The sequence below is a fragment of the Rhizobium sp. Leaf453 genome, from assembly GCF_001425605.1.
Lineage (GTDB): Bacteria > Pseudomonadota > Alphaproteobacteria > Rhizobiales > Rhizobiaceae > Pararhizobium.
Window position 1 is genome coordinate 137503 of record NZ_LMRG01000031.1, and the last position, 17052, is coordinate 154554.

Below are 17052 nucleotides of genomic sequence, written 5' to 3' on the forward strand. Positions count from 1 at the left end.
GTCAGTTCACCTGATGGGCCATGGCGGAGAGAAGCGCCGTCTCGCTCAGTTCGTTTCTCTTCAGCACCGCAACCGAACGGCCGTCACTCAACACCGTGACCCGGTCGGCGGCCGCAAGCAGTTCTTCCAGTTCGGAGGAGATCATCAGCACGCTCAAGCCTTCGTCCGCCAGACTGCGCAACAGCTTGAGAATTTCCGCCTTGGCGCCGATATCGATGCCGCGCGTCGGTTCGTCGATGATCAGGATGCGCGGATCGGTGCAGAGCCAACGGGCCAGCAGAACCTTCTGCTGATTGCCACCCGAAAGCTCCTTGATCGGCTGATCCGGCGAGGCACACTTGACGCCGAGCGCCTTGATATAACGCGTGACGATCTCCTGCTGGCGGGCGCGATCGACGATCCCGGCCTTCTTCAACTTGGGCAGCAAAGCCAGCGTCATGTTCTCGCGAATGCTCATATCAGGCACGATGCCGTCGATCTTGCGGTCTTCCGAGACCAGGCCGATACCATCAGCAATGGCGTCGGCAGGCTCACTGTAGGAGCGCTCCTTGCCATCGACACGAATCTTGCCCTTGTCCAGCTTGTCGACACCGAAGACGATCCGGGCCGTTTCCGTCCGCCCCGAGCCGAGCAGGCCGGCGAGCCCGGAAATTTCCCCTTCGCGGACAGTCAGGCTGACATCGCGCACCCGAACGCCGGAACCGACGGCTTCAGCCGAGAGCCGGATCGGCCTGCTGTCATCATTGCCGGCATCGCGCGCGATCGCCTCGAAGGCAGCGAGTTCCTTGCCGAGCATATGACGGACCAGTTCCATCTTCGGCATGTCCTGCATCGCGCTCTGCGCCACCGTCTGGCCGTCGCGCATGATGGTGACGCGATCGCAAATTTCGTAGAGTTCATCCAGCCGATGGCCGATGAACAGCACCGAAACGCCGTTCTTCTTCAGCGTACGGATCGTATCGAACAGAATGCCGACTTCGCGCTCGTCGAGAGACGAGGTCGGCTCGTCCATGATCACCAGCTTGGCCTTCTGCGTCACCGCACGGGCAATCGCGATCATCTGCCGGGTCGCGGCATTGAAATGCGCCACCGGCATATCGACGTCGATATCGAGATTGAAGGTCTTGAGAACCGCGGCCGCACCTTCACGCATGGCGCGCCGGTCGAGCAATCCGAAGAATTTCCTCGGTTCGCGGGAAAGATAGATGTTTTCGGCAACCGATCGCTGCGGCGCCAGATTGATTTCCTGGTAGATCGTCGCGATCCCCTTCGCCTGGCTGGCGCTGGGGGTTGCAAAGACGACATCTTCATCCTGGAATTTGATCAGGCCGGTATCGCGCTGATAGACGCCGGTCAGAATCTTGATCAGCGTCGATTTTCCGGCGCCGTTCTGGCCGACCAGCGCCATGACTTCGCCTTCGGCAATCGACAGCGACGCCGACCGCAACGCGGACACGCCGGAAAACGCCTTGGAAATATCCTGCATGGTCAGCAGCATGTTCCCTCCACCCTGTATATCTATATGAAAAGCCGGCCGGCGCGGCAAGCCGCACCGGCCGGAGCCACTGTCTTGGGAGATCAGTAGGCGCTCGACAATTCCGCCGCTGCGTTGGACGCATCGTAGAACTTGTCGGTATTGATGACCCAGGGCTCGATCTTCTCGCCGGCAGCGAAGCGAGCCATGGTTTCGAAGGCCTTCGGCCCGAAGCGCGGGTTGCATTCGACGACTGCGGCGATCTTGCCGTCAACGACAGCCTGAACCGCTTCCTTGCCGCCATCGATCGACAGGACGAGGATGTCCTTGCCCGGCACCTTGCCGGCCGCCTCGATGGCTGCGATGGCGCCGATGGCCATTTCGTCATTATGGGCGTAGACGATATCGGCATCTGGATGCGCCTGCAGCAGGGCTTCGGCTACCTGACGGCCCTTGTCGCGTGCGAAGTCGCCGGTCTGGGATGCGACGATCTCGAAGCCGCCGGCAGCGGTGATCGCTTCGTCGAAGCCCTTCTTGCGGTCGTTGGCCGGCGACGAACCGGTCGTGCCTTCCAGTTCGATGATCTTCGACTTGCCGTTGGCGTTCTTGGCCAGCCACTCGGCAACGCGCTTGCCTTCGTCGATGAAGTCGGAGCCGATGAAGGTGACGTAGTCTTCGCCAGCCTTGGCGAGCGACTGATCGACGTTACGGTCGAGCAGGACGACCGGGATGCCGGCCTTCTTGGCAGCCATGACGGCCGGGATCAGCGGCTTTTCTTCGCGCGGCGCGAGGAAGATGACGTCGACGCCCTGGGCGATCATCGAGTTGACGTCAGCCACCTGCTTGGCGGCAGAACCGGCGGCATCGGTATAGACCAGCTGGTAGCCGAGCTTCGCGGCTTCGGCCTTCATGCTTTCGGTCTGGGCGATGCGCCAGGGATTGTTGGATTCGGTCTGCGCGAAGCCGACCTTGTACGTGTCTTTCTTTGCAAGAGCAGGCAATTCCGCATAGGCGACGGAACCGGCAAGCGCGAGCGCACCCATGGCCGTAGCGGCCATCATGAATGTGCGACGTGAAATCATAGACATCGGTATTTTCTCCTCCGAAATTTACCGGTACTCCACTACCGGGCAGTGAGCATTTTTCTGCTTCACATATGTAAATCTTGCGCTAATATTATTATCAGTCAAGCGCTAATTTTATGAGCAAGTGCAAAAAAATAATTCTGCAGCGCAGCAGAAATGGGAACGGAAGCGAGCGAGGGTAATGGCAAAGGGAAACGGTCGAAATAAAGCTCCGGACAAAGCCGGTGAAGCCGGGCGGCCAACCATGACGGACGTTGCAAGGATTGCCGGCGTGTCGCAATCCAGCGTCTCCCTGGTGCTCAATGAAATGTCCGGCGCCCGCATTTCCGCCGAGACTCAGATGCGCGTTCGCGAGGCTGCTCATAAAATTGGTTATAAATTACCAGCCGTTCGCAACGAGGTGGATGTTGCTCCCCAAGTCGAGAAGGACACCATCGCCTTCATCGTCGACGAAATCTCCACCAGCCCCCATCCGGTCGTCAGTCTGGACGGCATTCGTGACTATGCCTTCGAACAGGGCCTGCTTGTGTCAGCCCATGCCACCCGCTCCAATCCGGACCTGCAGGATGCCGTCCTGCGCTCCGTCCTGCGCGACCGTTCGATCGCCGGCGTCATCTATGCCACCATCTTCACCCGCAAGGTCAGCGTCCCGCCGCAGTTGAAGCACATCCCGACAGTCCTGCTCAACTGCTATTCCGAGCCGCGCCAGCATATGGCCATCGTGCCCGGCGAAGTGGCCGGCGGCTTCACCGCGACCGCGCACCTGACGAGCCTCGGCCACAAGCGCATCGGCTTCATCAACGGCGAGCCATGGATGGATGCGGCGATCGATCGCCTCAAGGGGTACAAGCAGGCGCTCGCCACCGCCGACATCGCCTTCGACGAGACACTGGTGCGCGACGGCGACTGGCTGCCCTTGCGAGGCTACGAGGCCGGCCTCGATCTCTTGTCCCTCGACAACCCGCCGACGGCCATCCTCTGCGGCAACGACCTGATGGCGATCGGCGTGATGGAAGCGGCTGCAGAAAAAGGCCTGCGGGTCCCGGAAGATCTATCGGTCATGGGCTATGACGACCAGGAACTGGCGCGCTACACGCATCCGCCGCTTTCCACCCTCGTCCTGCCGAATTACGAGATGGGCCAGAAGGCCGCCGAAATCCTGATCGACATGGCCATTCACGGCAAGCAGCCCCGTCCCATGACCATCAAGGTCGATGGTCCGCTGGTCCGGCGCGGTACGACGGCGAAACCGCGCTGATCCGCCTTTCTCTCGATCGCCATCCCGTTTCCGCAGAAACGCCTTCATTTCCGGCCCAATCTCGTGTTGAAGGAACGAGACGATATCTGGAGACGGCGAACGCATGCCTGCAATGAAATCCTGGAAGCGCCGGCTGCGCAAATGGCGCATTCGCGTTGCAAGGCGCTTTTTGAGCACCCCTATCGGCCGCGAGCTTCTCGTCAATTCCGTCAGCCCAAAAGTCCTGTCGATGACTGCCGATTGCGGCGATCACATCATGACATTCTCGCCGCACGACTACATCGGCCGGAAAATCTATCGAAAGGGCCATTTCGAGCGTGAAAATGTCGACAGGCTGCTCTCGGTTCTGCGCCAACGCGGCCTGCTGCGTGACGGCACGATCCTGCTGGAACTCGGCGGCAATATCGGTACACAGACGATCTATTTTGCCCTGAGCAAGGCCTTTCGCCGCATTGTCACGGTCGAGCCCGATCCCCGTAATTTCGCGCTGCTACAGACCAACATCACGCAGAACGACCTTGGCGACGTAATCACAACGGTCAACAGCGCTGCAGGCGAGAGCGAAGGAACGCTCGATTTTTTCCTCCACCCCGACAATCACGGCAAGAGCAGCGCGCTGCGCCAGAGCGACCGCGACATCGAGATCAAGGTGCCGGTCAAGCCGGTCACGACCATGCTCGCCGACGTCGGCGTTGCAACCGAGGAAATCGGCCTGATCTGGATGGATATCGAGGGCTATGAGCCCGTCGCCGCCCGCTCGATGCAGCCGTTGCTCGAACGGCGCACGCCATTCTACATGGAGTGCTCGCCGGTGTTTTACGGGGCCTCAGGCTCACGGGATTTCGTCGCGCATCTCGCACGCTATTACGAAAACTGCATCGTCTTCCTGGAAGACGGCCCGGTGGAGATGAAGGTCACCGCCATGCCCGTGGAGCAGGACCAGTTCGATGTCCTGCTCCTGCCCTGACCGGTACCGGGATCAGCGCTTGCGATAGAAATAGGTTCGGCCCGGATCGGCATCCGCCGGCAATGGCAGCGGCTCGAATTCCGGATGATCGAGCGGCAGGCCGCTGGCTGCGATGCCACCGGACACAAGTGCCGCCGCCATCGATTGCGGCAGCCAGGTCAGCGTCCTCGCGTCCTTTTCCGGATAGGCGGTACCGATATCGGCATGGGCAAAGGCAACGTTCTTGCCAGCGAATTGCTGGATGGTCTCGCGGATGTCGCCGAGAATGATGTTGTCGTCCGACGGCGTCGAATCGGGATGAGAGCCGACGGCCCGGTCGAACGCGATGATACGGTTGGTCGGGAAAAGCTCTCGGATATGATCATAGGTGCGGCCGTTGCCGAGGCCGATTTCGAGGATGACGCCGTCCGGCGCGATCATGCCCTCTTCCTTGATATGATTGAGCACCGCGCGCTGCGATTTCATGCGGGAAATAAAACCATCCAGTCGGCTCATAAAATTCCATCCATTCATCAAATTCATGCGGAGCGTTCCCGCTTAACACGATGCCACCGGCCGGGTCGACCGCGACGGCGGGAAATTTGCGGTAAACTCAACTCTGCGATGGCTATAAAAACCTCCGCTCACTTTGGCGTCAGGTCACGACCGAACTGCGTCGCCTGCGCCAATCGAATATGCTAGCGTCCCGGCATGAACCGCTTGTCGACCGAAACATTTTTCAAAGCTCTGCCCGTTTTCGTGGATTTCGAGGGCGTTGCCGACAGCAGCAATTACCGCCCCCTGCCTGCCGATTGGGCGCTCGCAACGGCAGATATCGTCGATTCGACCGGCGCAATCGAAGCCGGCCGCTACAAGGCGGTCAATATGGCCGGCGCGAGTGTCATCTCGGCGATCCTCAACGCGCTTGGCCAGAACGATCTGCCTTTCGTCTTCGGCGGCGACGGAGCGCTCGTCGCCGTACCGCCATCAGCCATCGGCAAGGCGCGGGAAGCGCTGGCCGCAGTGCAAAACTGGGTGGCGGAAGAATTGGAACTGACCATGCGCGCGGCTTTGGTGCCCGTCGCCGATATCCAGGCCGCCGGGCTGGAGGTTCGCGTCGCCCGGTTCCAGGCGAGCGCGGATATTTCCTATGCAATGTTTTCCGGCGGTGGCTCCAGCTGGGCAGAGGCCCGCATGAAGGAGGGACTGTTCAGCGTGCCGCCGGCACCTACGGGCACGAGGCCGGACCTCAAGGGCCTGTCCTGTCGCTGGAACCCGCTCCAGTCGCGCCATGGCGACATCGTCTCGATCATCGCGGTGCCAACTAACGGAACCGGCGGACCGGCTTTCCAGCAACTGATATCCGACATCGTGGCGCTCGCCGCCGGCGAGGAACGTGGCGGCCATCCGGTCGCGCCCGAAGGCCCGCAATTGGGCCTGTCTACTTCGGGCCTCGCTGCCGAGGCCAAAGCCGCTGCGCCGAAAGGAAAGCGGCTCCGGCAAAAGGCCTTTATTCTCGGGCAATATCTGTTGACGGTCTCGCTGTTCCGGCTGGGCCTGAAACTCGGGCGCTTCGACGCGAAGGAATACCGGCGAAATGTTGCCAGCAACTCGGACTTCCGCAAGTTCGACGACGGATTGAAGATGACGATCGACGTCGATGCCGAACGGCTGGCGAAGATCGAGGCCCGTCTGGAAGAAGCGACCAGGGCTGGCATCTGCCGCTACGGCCTGCACCGGCAGGATTCGGCGCTGATGACCTGCATCGTGCCGACACCGCTCAGCCACGATCACATGCATTTCATCGATGGTGCCGCCGGCGGCTATGCAATGGCGGCAAGCCAGATGAAGAAGCGCTTCGCGGCGGCCGCTACGCCTTGAGGATCGTGCCGCCCTCGATATTGCGGCGGGAAAAGGCGTTGCGCGTATCGATGATCAGCGGAGCAAAACGGGCTAGCGCCTCATAATCGATCGCATCGTGATCGGTAGCGATCAAGACGGCATCAAAGCTCTTCACCGACTCTTCGTCCAGCGGCACCGACTGCCGGCCTTTCAGCGCCATATATTCCCGCGTTTTTGGAATTTCCGCCACATGCGGGTCATGGTAAGAAGCGCTGCCGCCGCGTTCCTCGATCAGTTCAATGAGTTTCAATGAAGGGCTCTCGCGGATGTCGGGCACGTTCTTCTTGTAGGCAAGACCAATCACCAGCACCCGCGACCGGCTGAGCGCCTTGCCGAGATGGATATCCAGCGCTTCCGCCAACCGGCCGACGACATGGCGCGGCATGGCGGAATTGATCTCGCCTGCCAGCTCGATAAAGCGGGTCGGAAGCTCGTATTCCCGCGATTTCCAGGTCAGGTAGAACGGATCGATGGGGATGCAGTGACCGCCAAGCCCCGGCCCCGGGTAAAACGGCATATAGCCGAACGGCTTGGTTTTTGCGGCGTCGATTACCTCCCATACATCGATCCCCATCGCCTCGTAAACGACCTTCAACTCGTTGACGAGCGCGATGTTGACAGCACGGAAGATGTTTTCGGTCAGCTTGACCGCCTCGGCGGTGGCAGGCGACGAGACAGGAACGACAGTCTGCACGACCGCTCCATAGAAAGCCGTCACGAGCGCGGAGGCCGCCTCGCCAGCACCGGCGACAACCTTCGGAATGCTCGACGTGTGGAAATCACGATTGCCGGGATCCTCTCGCTCGGGCGAAAATCCGAGGAAGAAATCCTGCGCCGATTTCAGCCCCGTCCGCTCCAGGATCGGCCGCACGACCTCGTCCGTCGTACCGGGATAGGTCGTTGATTCCAGAACCACAAGTTGGCCGGGTTTCAGCGTCTCGGCGATGCGCTCGCAGGTCCGGGTGATGAATGAGAGGTCAGGATCGCGATGCTTGGTCAATGGCGTCGGCACGCAGATGACGATGATGTCGCAATCAGCAAGTCCTGAAAAATCGGTCGTTGCCCCAAAGCGTCCCGCACCCGTCTCCGCCGACAGAACATCGTCCGGCACCGCCTCGATATAGGAGCGTCCGGCATCGATGGCGACGATCTTCTGCGGATCAATATCGAAGCCGGTGGCTGAAAAGCCGGCGCGAGCCACTGTGATCGCCAGCGGCAGACCGACATAACCGAGCCCGATGACGGCGACCCGGGCCTGACGGGTTTCGATCTTCGAAAGAAGAGTATCGCTCAAGGAGGAGTGGACGTTCAACAGACTGTTCCCGATTGATCGTGATGCGCGGACGCCGCTTGGCGGATGCCGGTCAGTTGAGGATAAATTCATCCGGTGTCAAGAACCGCCGTCGCCGGGTCCATCGCCAAAGATTGTGAGGGCCATCACATTTTTTATGGTCTTCAATCTGGTTTTGACGACATCACCACTTATATGCCTGAAGGCAGCTCCGTTGGGAAAGCGACAGGGACACGATGAACATCCACAAGGCGAATGTTTCCACTCACCTGCTCGACCGCGTATCCAACTGGCTGCAGCAGGCTGCGTTGAATGGAGAAAATCTCCAGAATGTCGTGACGGGCTTTTGCGAACGGCTGGCGGCATCGGGATTGCCGCTCAACCGCGTCCACCTTAGCTTTTCCATGCTTCATCCGCTCTATGACGCGCTGGGATTTACCTGGTTGCGTGGCCAGGGCGTGACAGTTGAGGGATATCGCGCCGACCCGAACGACGATCAACCGGACCGTTTCCTTAGAAGCCCCTATTACTATCTGCTCAGTAACAATCTCGAGCACCTGCGCCGCCATATCGATCCGGCTTTGCCATCCGAATTTCCGATTTTCGATGAATTGAAGGAGATGGGCTGCACGGACTATATCGCCTTCGTCCAGTCCTTCGGCGAAACCTCCGGCCAGGGCATGATCGGTTCCTGGTCCACCGATGCGCAGGGCGGTTTCAGCGACCCCGTCATCGAAGCCTTGCTCCGCATCCAGAACAACCTGGCCGTGGCGGCGAAGATGGCGGTGCTCGGCAAGCTCGCCGACAACATGCTGACCACCTATCTTGGCGAAAACGCCGGCAAGCGCGTGCTGTCCGGCCAGACGCGGCGCGGCGATGGCGAAACGATCCGCGCTGCCCTGGTCATGGCAGATATGCGCCAGTCCACCGTACTCGCGGAAAAGGAAGGCCGGCAGGTTTACATCGATACGCTGAACGAATTCTTCGACGCCATCGCCACGCCGTTCAGCCGCAACGGTGGAGAAATCCTGAGCTTCGTCGGCGACGGTTTTCTCGCCGTCTATCCCTGTGGACGTCACCGCGAACCCTCGCAGGTTGCGGCGCTGGCAGCGATGGCGGCAACTCGGCAGGCATCGGCCCGCATGTCAGAACTCAATAGCGGTCGCCGGAAACAGAACCTCCCCGATGTTCGCTATGGTATCGGCCTTCATGTCGGCAATGTCATGTTCGGCAATGTCGGCCTCAATGATCGGCTGACCTTCTCCGCCTTCGGCGCGGCCGTCAACGAGGTGGAACGGCTACAGGGGCTGACCAAGAAATACGCCCAGCCGATCGTCGCCAGCCAGGCCTTCGCCACCTATTGCGGTGGCGATTGGCAGACGCTCGGCGAGGAGAAACTGCGTGGCGTGCGCCAGAAGGTGACGGTGCTGCTTCCAGGAGAGGATAACATGAAACTTGACAGCGCCGAAGCGGTCCAGAGCCGGTCTCTCGAGACGCGCTCGGAGGCAGAACAGGTTATGCTTCTGTACAGAAACAGTCGAAAACCACAACCACGAGATCTCATCTGGAACAAGCTGTTGCAGTAGGAGATGTAGCGAATGACGGGCGGGAGAGCCATCTTGCCCTGACGGGATTCCGATAACTCCGATCCCGTTCGAATGATTAAAGTTTCTTGTGCCCGGCGCGCAACGCGGCCGGGGCTATATCCGTGCGAACTTTACCAGCCTTGGGTCATGGACAGGCCAATTTCGGTGGGATAGTCTTCCCCTGATGGAGCCGGGACTGCAGCCCGGAGATGTGTTCTGCCGACTTGCCGGCAGCGCTGGGACAAGGAAGCTGGTGGCATGAATTCAGGCGCAGACCTGTTGAGGATCGAGGATCTGAGCATCTCATTCGCGATGCTTGGCGGACACCTCGATGCTGTTCGCCAAGCCAGCCTGCGCGTTCTGCCGGGCAAGGTCACAGCGCTGGTGGGAGAATCCGGGTCCGGCAAATCGGTCATCAGCCAGGCAGTCATGGGCATCCTGCCGAAGACGGCAAGCTGTACCGGTCGCATCCTCTTCTGCGACCCCGCCACGGGACAGGGACCAGCGGACCTTCTGCAGATGCCGCGTGACGGACGCGAAATCCGAAACCTCCGCGGCAACCGCATCGGCAAGATCTTTCAGGAGCCGATGACCTCGCTTTCGCCGCTCCACACGATCGGCAACCAGATCAGCGAATCCCTCAAGATTCACACCGAAATGCCGGCGCGCGACCGGCGCGCGCGCACCGAGGAAATGCTGGCCATGGTCGGTTTTTCCAAGCCGTCCCGCGCCTATGACATGTATCCGTTCGAACTGTCGGGCGGCATGCGCCAGCGCGCCATGATCGCCATGGCCCTGATCTGCAATCCGTCGCTGCTGATTGCCGACGAGCCGACCACCGCGCTCGACGTGACGATCCAGGCCCAAATCCTGCAATTGCTGCGCGATTTGCAGACGAAGCTCAACATGGCCATGCTGCTGATCACCCACGATCTCGGCGTCGTCGCCAATGTCGCCGATGAAGTGGTGGTCATTTACCATGGCGAGATTATGGAAGCCGGACCGGTGGAAACGATCTTCCGCAATCCGTCGCATCCCTATCTCAAGGGCCTGATGGCTGCCGTTCCGCATTTTGACATGAAGCCTGGCGAACGCCTGAAGGCGCTGCGCGAGGTTCCCGTCAACACGAGCAGCCTGCTCGGGAAAAACACCGTAGCCGCCACCGACAACAGCCCGAAACCGGATGTCCTGCTGTCGGTCCGCGACGTGAGCAAGACCTTCAGCACGCGCAAGTCGAGTTGGTTCACCAAGGACATCGCCAACGCCACCCGCGCTGTCGACAGCGTCAGCTTCGACATCATGCGCGGCGAATGCCTGGGGCTGGTCGGCGAAAGTGGCTGCGGCAAGACCACCTTGAGCAAGATCCTGATGCGCGCCGTAACACCCGATCAAGGTGCTGTGCTGTTGAACAGCAGCGACGGCCCGATCGACGTGTTGAAGGCAGAAGGCGCCGGGCTGCAGACCCTGCGCACCAAGGTGCAGATGGTCTTCCAGGATCCGGTCTCCTCGCTGTCGCCGCGCATGACCGTTCAGAACATCCTCAGCGAACCGCTGGAAATCCACGGACGCGGCAACGGAAAAACGCGCCTGGAAACGGTGAAGGCACTGCTGAAGGCAATCGGCCTGCACGAGCGTCACCTCAATCGCTATCCCCACAGCTTTTCCGGCGGCCAGCGTCAGCGCATCGGCATCGCACGCGCCCTCGCGCTCGGGCCTGACCTTTTGATCTGCGACGAGCCTGTGTCAGCACTCGACGTGTCCGTCCAGGCGCAAATTCTCAATCTGCTGAAGGACTTGCAGAAAGAGCTGGGGCTGACATTCCTTTTCATTTCGCACAACCTCGCCGTCGTCGATTACATGGCGGATCGGATCGCGGTAATGTGCGGCGGCAAAATTGTCGAGATTGCTCCACGCGAAGTCCTGATGCGGGCGCCGGTCCATCCCTATACCAAATCGCTGCTGGCGGCGGTCCCCTTCCCCGACCTCGATCGTCCCCTAGATTTCAGCGTATTGAACCCGAGCGGCGCCGCAGACACGCGCAGCTGGGGCAAGCAATTCTCCAACGAGGGCGAGGAAGACGCCCTGTCGACCGCCGACCTCGGTGGCGGCCATCTCGTTCTGGCCCGGCGAAACGCCGATATAAGGGAGTTGAGACCGTGATTACACGCCGTACGACCCTTGGATTGCTCGCTTCTACCTTGATGCCCGGCCTCGCGCGAGCGACGGATCCGGCAACCGGCCAGCCGGCCGCGGCGGCTGTTCCGGCCGATGCCACCAACCGCCTGCCGTCCACCCCTCGCCTCGTCAACCTCGCGTCCATGGGACGTGAGCCCGGCAAACCGGGCGGCACCGTGCGCATGCTGATCGGCAGCCAGAAAGACATCCGGCTGATGACGCTCAACGGCTATGCGCGGCTCGTCGGTTACGACCAGAAACTGCAGCTGCAGGCAGACATCCTCGAAAGCTTCGAGGTCCAGGAAGGCAGGATTTTCACCTTCAAGATCAGGCCGAACCATCGCTGGTCGGACGGCAGTCCGCTGACATCGAAGGATTTCGAATATTGCTGGAACGACGTCGTTCTCAACAAAAAGCTGCGCAAGGGCGGCCTGCCGACCTATTTCCTTGCTGATGGAAATCCCCCGAAATTCGAAGTGATCGACGACCTCACTGTCCGTTACACCTGGGAGGCGCCGAACCCCAACTTCCTGCCCAATCTGGCCGCCCCCCTCGCTGCGACGATCGTGTTGCCCGCAGCCTATATGAAGCAGTTCCATGCTGACTATCAGGACGAGGCGACGCTTGAAAAACTGATGAAGAAGTACAAGGTCAAGAAGTGGGCCGATCTTCACATCAAGATGTCGCGCAGCTATCGGCCGGAAAACCCGGATCTGCCGACGCTGGATCCCTGGCGCAATACGACGGCACCGCCGGCCGAACAATTCGTTTTCGTCCGCAACGACTATTTCCATCGCGTCGACGAAAACGGAACCCAGCTGCCCTATATCGACAGCTTCGTTCTGAACGTCAGTTCCTCGGAAATCATTGCCGCCAAAAGCGGCTCCGGTGAAGCCGACCTGCAGTCGACCGGCATCGACTTCATCGACTACAGCTTCCTCAAGGATTCGGAGAACCGGTATCCGGTCAAGGTCAACCTGTGGAAGCGCACGCAGGGCTCCCGCGTCAATCTTCTTCCGAACCTCAATTGCGCAGACGAGGCCTGGCGCAAGCTGTTCAAGGACGTGCGTTTCCGCCGCGCCCTGTCATTGGCCATCGACAGGCATGAAATCAACATGGTCGCTTTCTACGGCCTTGCGACGGAAGCCGCAGACTCCGTTCTGCCGGATAGTCCGCTCTACAAGGAAGAGAATGCCAAGGCCTGGGCCGCACACGATCCCGACCAGGCCAATGCCCTGCTCGACGAGATCGGCTTGACCGAACGCGACGGCGACGGCATGCGTCTGCTGCCGGACGGCCGCATCGCCCAGATCGTGGTCGAGACGGCAGGCGAAAGCACACTGGAAACCGACGTGCTGGAACTGGTCACCGACCACTGGTCGAAGATCGGCATCAAGCTGTTCATCAAGACCTCGCAACGTGACGTTTTCCGCAGCCGCGCGATGGGTGGCGAGATCATGGTGTCGATGTATTCCGGCATGGAAAACGGCGTTCCGACCGCCGACATGAATCCGGGCCAGCTCGCCCCCACCTCCGACGACCAGTTGCAATGGGCGGTTTGGGGCCTGCACTATCTTTCCGCAGAAACCAAGGGGGAAGCCCCCGACATGCCGGAGGTTCAGCAGTTGCTCAGCCTCCTGCGTGACTGGAACCACGCTGCAGACCTTGGCGAAAAGAGCCGGATCTGGTCCGAGATGCTGGATATCTACGCGCAGCAGGTGTTCTCCATCGGCATCGTGAATGCGGCTTTGCAGCCGGTGCTGCAGTCCGCGCGCCTGCGCAACATCCCCGAAAAGGGACTCTACGGGTTTGACCCGACCTGTTATCTCGGCGTCTACATGCCGGATACCTTCTGGTACAGCGGTGAGGTAAGCTGAGCATGCTGCGATATATTCTCTGGCGCGTCGCGGCGATGATCCCGACGCTGCTGATCATTTCCGCCCTGGTTTTCACGATCATCGAACTGCCACCGGGCGACTATTTCGAAAGCTACATTTCCGAGCTTCGCGCCGCTGGCGAAGATGTCGACATGGCGGAGATCGAGGAGCTTCGCGCGCAGTACGGCTTCGATCAGCCGCCGGTGATGCGATATTTCCACTGGGTCGCCGGGCTGGTTCAGGGCGATTACGGCTATTCCTTCGAATACCAGCTGCCGGTCAACGATGTCGTCGGAGATCGCCTCTGGCTGACCGTGCTGGTTTCCTTCGTCACCATCATGTTTACCTGGCTGATCGCCTTCCCGATCGGCATCTACTCAGCCACGCACCAGTACAGCTGGGGTGACTACGGACTGACCTTTCTCGGGCTCGTCGGCATCGCCATCCCGAATTTCATGTTCGCGCTTATCCTCATGTATTTCGCCAATATCTGGTTCGGCACATCCATCGGCCACCTGATGGACCAGAAATATCTCGGCGAATCCATGAGTTGGGACAAGTTCAAGTCGATCCTGGAGCATTTGTGGATACCGGTCGTGATCATCGGTACGGCGGGTACGGCAGGCATGATCCGCCGCCTGCGCGCCAACCTGCTCGACGAACTCCAGAAACAATATGTCGTCACGGCCCGCGCCAAGGGACTGCACCCGTTTCGTGCGCTGGTCAAATATCCGCTGCGCATGGCGCTCAACTTCTTCATTTCGGATATCGGATCGATCCTGCCTGCCATCATCTCCGGCGCCGAAATCACCGCGATCGTGCTGTCCCTGGAAACGACCGGACCGATGCTTATAAAAGCGTTGCAAAGTCAGGATATGTATCTTGCCGGCTCGTTCCTGATGTTCCTGGCGTTCCTCACCGTGATCGGGGTGCTGATATCGGATATCGCGCTCGCGTTTCTCGACCCGCGTATCAGACTGCAAGGCGGTAGCACCAAGTGACGGCATCCCTTCCCGAATCCGGCGCACCGCTCGCGCACTACGTTTCCTCCGCTCCCTTCGACCCGCATTCCGTAGACGCTGTCACGGAGGAACAGGCGCGTGTCTACCAGGCGTCGCAGTTGCGGCTGATGTGGTGGAAATTCAAGAAGCACAGGATCGCGCTTTTCTCCCTGTACTTCCTCGCGTTCTTCTACGCGATCATTGCCATCGTCGAGTTTCTGGCGCCCTATAACCTGCACACACGCAACGTCGATTACATCCATTCGCCGCCGCAGCGCGTCCATTTCTTCCACGAAGGAAGTTTTGTCGGCCCGTTCGTCTACGGCCGGACGATGACGCTGGACATGAACACCTTGCGGCGAATCTATACCGATGACGTCAAGAAGGTGGAGCCGATCCGCTTCTTCTGCCGCGGCGATGGATACCGGTTCTGGGGACTGGTCGAGAGCAACATCCACCTCGCCTGCCCGGCCGAGGGTGGGGAACTCTTCCTTCTCGGCAGCGACCGTCTCGGCCGCGACGTACTGTCGCGCATTCTCTACGGCGCACGCATATCACTGACCATCGGCCTGCTCGGCATCACCATGAGCTTCGTGCTCGGGATCACCATCGGTGGTTTGGCAGGATACAAGGGCGGCGTCTTCGATCTGATCGTCCAGCGCATCATCGAGGTCTTGCAATCCATCCCGAGCATCCCTTTATGGATGGCACTTGCGGCAATCATGCCGGTGACCTGGAGCCCGATATTCATCTATCTCGGCATTACCGCAATTCTCGGCCTGATCGACTGGACGGGGCTTGCACGCGCCGTACGCTCGAAACTGCTGGCGTTGCGCGAAGAAGACTATGTGCTTGCAGCCCAACTGATGGGCGCGGGCACAAGCCGCATCATCGGCCGTCATCTCGTGCCGGGCTTCATGTCGCACCTGATCGCCACGGCAACCATGTCCATTCCCGGCATGATCCTTGGCGAGACGGCGCTGAGCTTCCTTGGCCTCGGCCTGCGCCCGCCAATCACCAGCTGGGGCATCCTGCTGACGGAGGCCCGCAGCGTGAGCGTTATTGCCTTTTATCCCTGGCTGTTGTTTCCAACCATTCCGGTCATCCTAGTGATTCTCGCGTTCAACTTCCTGGGCGACGGTCTCCGTGATGCTGCCGACCCGTACAAGTGAAGTGGATACTGAAATGCTAAGGACACTCCGCAAGGAGTTCGGCTGCGCCAAGGGAGACAAGAGGCTCCGCTCATGACGCGCCGGATCGAGGATGCCCGCATCCTGATGTACAGCCACGATACGTTCGGGCTTGGTCACCTCAGACGATGCCGCACGATCGCGCATTCTCTCGTCGAGGACTATCGCGGCGTCAACATCCTGATCATTTCGGGAGCGACGATCGCGGGAGCCTTCGACTACCGGGCGCGCGTCGACTTCGTGAAAATCCCCAGTGTGATCAAGTTGCGCAACGGCGAATACACCTCGATGGATAGGCATATCGACCTGCACGAGACGCTGAAGATGCGCAAGTCAATCATCCGGCACACGGCAGAGACATTCCAGCCAGACATTTTCATCGTCGATAAGGAGCCGATGGGCCTGCACGGCGAGGTCGAGGAAACGCTTGCCTATCTGAAAAAGCAGGGAACGACGCTGGTGCTCGGCCTGCGCGAGGTCATGGATGCGCCGCACCTTCTCGAAGCCGAGTGGAAGCGCAACGACGTCATGCGCAAGATCGGCCAGTTTTACGACAGTGTCTGGGTGTACGGACCGCCGGATTTCTACGATCCACTGATTGGCCTCGACGTGCCGCAGATCGTGCGTTCCAAGATGGATTTCGTCGGCTTCCTGCAGAGAAGCGTGTCCCAGGACATCAAGGAGCCCGAGCACAAACCGAAGGGCGACTATATCCTGGTTACCACCGGTGGTGGCGGCGACGGCTCCGATCTGGTGCATGATGTGATCGACGCCTATCAGGAAGACGCAACCCTCACCCACAAGGCGCTGGTCGTTCTTGGTCCCTACATGCCGGCCAAGCAGCGTCAGAAACTGATCATGAAATGCGCCAAGATCCCCTATATCGAGGTGATCGAATTCGACAACCGTATGGAAGAACTGATCGCCGGCGCCACCGCCGTCGTTGCTATGGGCGGTTACAACACCTATTGCGAAATCCTGTCCTTCGACAAGCCGGCCCTGATCGTGCCGCGCGTGGCGCCGCGCGAGGAACAGTTGATCCGTGCCAGCCGTGCCGCAGAACTCGGGCTGATCGACATGCTCCGGCCGGAAGAAGCCGCCGATCCCATGCGTTTCGCCGCCGCCCTCAAAGCCCTGCCAGATCGCGAACCGCCGTCAAAGAGTGCCTCCGGCATGACGCTTGAGGGTCTGGCGAACATCTCGCAGATCGTCGGCGAATGGCTGGGCCGTCGCGATCACGAGCACCTGACCGTCGTGAAGGGGTAAG

Annotated in this window: 13 protein-coding genes; 9 read left to right on the plus strand and 4 right to left on the minus strand. The window is 60.2% G+C overall.

All coding sequences use genetic code 11. The features are described from left to right. Nucleotide 1: 1 nt before the first annotated feature. Nucleotides 2-1498, minus strand: coding sequence for a sugar ABC transporter ATP-binding protein (locus ASG68_RS29705; protein WP_062584782.1), 1497 nt, complete (start codon nt 1496-1498; stop codon nt 2-4). 80 nt (nt 1499-1578) lie between these two features. Then, nucleotides 1579-2562 (minus strand): ABC transporter substrate-binding protein, encoded by a 984-nt coding sequence (locus tag ASG68_RS29710; RefSeq protein ID WP_062584783.1) that lies wholly within the window; start codon nt 2560-2562, stop codon nt 1579-1581. 178 nt (nt 2563-2740) lie between these two features. On the opposite strand from ASG68_RS29710, the gene ASG68_RS29715 reads away from it, so the two are divergent. Beyond that, entirely contained in the window at nt 2741-3817 is a 1077-nt protein-coding gene (locus ASG68_RS29715) for a LacI family DNA-binding transcriptional regulator (protein ID WP_062584785.1), read from the plus strand. A 103-nt stretch (nt 3818-3920) separates the two neighbouring features. Beyond that, nucleotides 3921-4784 carry an FkbM family methyltransferase gene (locus tag ASG68_RS29720; RefSeq protein WP_062584786.1) on the plus strand — a complete coding sequence of 288 codons (864 nt, stop codon included), beginning with the start codon at nt 3921-3923 and terminating at the stop codon, nt 4782-4784. A 12-nt stretch (nt 4785-4796) separates the two neighbouring features. Here the strand turns inward: ASG68_RS29720 and ASG68_RS29725 are convergent, their stop codons facing one another. Next, complete coding sequence (locus tag ASG68_RS29725) at nt 4797-5279, minus strand: class I SAM-dependent methyltransferase (RefSeq protein WP_062584947.1); 483 nt, start codon at nt 5277-5279, stop codon at nt 4797-4799. Nucleotides 5280-5474: 195 nt separating this feature from the next. Between ASG68_RS29725 and ASG68_RS29730 the strand changes: the two genes are divergently transcribed. Next, nucleotides 5475-6644, plus strand: coding sequence for a DUF3095 domain-containing protein (locus ASG68_RS29730; RefSeq protein ID WP_062584787.1), 1170 nt, complete (start codon nt 5475-5477; stop codon nt 6642-6644). Here the strand turns inward: ASG68_RS29730 and ASG68_RS29735 are convergent. Next, a complete protein-coding gene (locus ASG68_RS29735) occupies nt 6634-7977 on the minus strand; it encodes a nucleotide sugar dehydrogenase (RefSeq protein WP_062584788.1) in 1344 nt (447 codons plus the stop codon). The genes ASG68_RS29730 and ASG68_RS29735 overlap by 11 nt on opposite strands. A 215-nt stretch (nt 7978-8192) precedes the next feature. On the opposite strand from ASG68_RS29735, the gene ASG68_RS29740 reads away from it, so the two are divergent. The 6 genes from ASG68_RS29740 (at nt 8193) to ASG68_RS29765 (ending at nt 17051) form a co-directional block, all read left to right on the plus strand. Beyond that, a complete protein-coding gene (locus ASG68_RS29740) occupies nt 8193-9542 on the plus strand; it encodes an adenylate/guanylate cyclase domain-containing protein (RefSeq protein ID WP_062584789.1) in 1350 nt (449 codons plus the stop codon). A 258-nt stretch (nt 9543-9800) separates the two neighbouring features. Next, on the plus strand, nt 9801-11702 hold the full coding sequence (locus ASG68_RS29745) for an ABC transporter ATP-binding protein (RefSeq protein WP_062584790.1): 1902 nt from the start codon (nt 9801-9803) through the stop codon (nt 11700-11702). After that, complete coding sequence (locus ASG68_RS29750) at nt 11699-13594, plus strand: ABC transporter substrate-binding protein (RefSeq protein WP_062584791.1); 1896 nt, start codon at nt 11699-11701, stop codon at nt 13592-13594. Before ASG68_RS29745 ends, ASG68_RS29750 begins: the two co-directional genes overlap by 4 nt. Nucleotides 13595-13596: 2 nt before the next feature. Next, the gene (locus tag ASG68_RS29755; protein WP_062584792.1) at nt 13597-14595 is read left to right on the plus strand and encodes an ABC transporter permease; all 999 of its coding nucleotides are present in this window, start codon (nt 13597-13599) and stop codon (nt 14593-14595) included. Beyond that, on the plus strand, nt 14592-15767 hold the full coding sequence (locus tag ASG68_RS29760) for an ABC transporter permease (RefSeq protein WP_062584793.1): 1176 nt from the start codon (nt 14592-14594) through the stop codon (nt 15765-15767). Before ASG68_RS29755 ends, ASG68_RS29760 begins: the two co-directional genes overlap by 4 nt. A gap of 72 nt (nt 15768-15839) precedes the next feature. After that, nucleotides 15840-17051 (plus strand): glycosyltransferase family protein, encoded by a 1212-nt coding sequence (locus ASG68_RS29765; protein WP_062584795.1) that lies wholly within the window; start codon nt 15840-15842, stop codon nt 17049-17051. Nucleotide 17052 lies beyond the last annotated feature (1 nt).

Bases quoted from the DNA above. Each gene is read 5' to 3' on its own strand.
- ASG68_RS29725 (WP_062584947.1), bottom strand. From the start codon at position 5,279: ATGAGCCGACTGGATGGTTTTATTTCCCGCATGAAATCGCAGCGCGCG.
- ASG68_RS29765 (WP_062584795.1), top strand. From the start codon at position 15,840: ATGACGCGCCGGATCGAGGATGCCCGCATCCTGATGTACAGCCACGAT.
- ASG68_RS29720 (WP_062584786.1), top strand. From the start codon at position 3,921: ATGCCTGCAATGAAATCCTGGAAGCGCCGGCTGCGCAAATGGCGCATT.
- ASG68_RS29710 (WP_062584783.1), bottom strand. From the start codon at position 2,562: ATGTCTATGATTTCACGTCGCACATTCATGATGGCCGCTACGGCCATG.
- ASG68_RS29715 (WP_062584785.1), top strand. From the start codon at position 2,741: ATGGCAAAGGGAAACGGTCGAAATAAAGCTCCGGACAAAGCCGGTGAA.
- ASG68_RS29740 (WP_062584789.1), top strand. From the start codon at position 8,193: ATGAACATCCACAAGGCGAATGTTTCCACTCACCTGCTCGACCGCGTA.
- ASG68_RS29730 (WP_062584787.1), top strand. From the start codon at position 5,475: ATGAACCGCTTGTCGACCGAAACATTTTTCAAAGCTCTGCCCGTTTTC.
- ASG68_RS29755 (WP_062584792.1), top strand. From the start codon at position 13,597: ATGCTGCGATATATTCTCTGGCGCGTCGCGGCGATGATCCCGACGCTG.
- ASG68_RS29705 (WP_062584782.1), bottom strand. From the start codon at position 1,498: ATGCTGCTGACCATGCAGGATATTTCCAAGGCGTTTTCCGGCGTGTCC.
- ASG68_RS29745 (WP_062584790.1), top strand. From the start codon at position 9,801: ATGAATTCAGGCGCAGACCTGTTGAGGATCGAGGATCTGAGCATCTCA.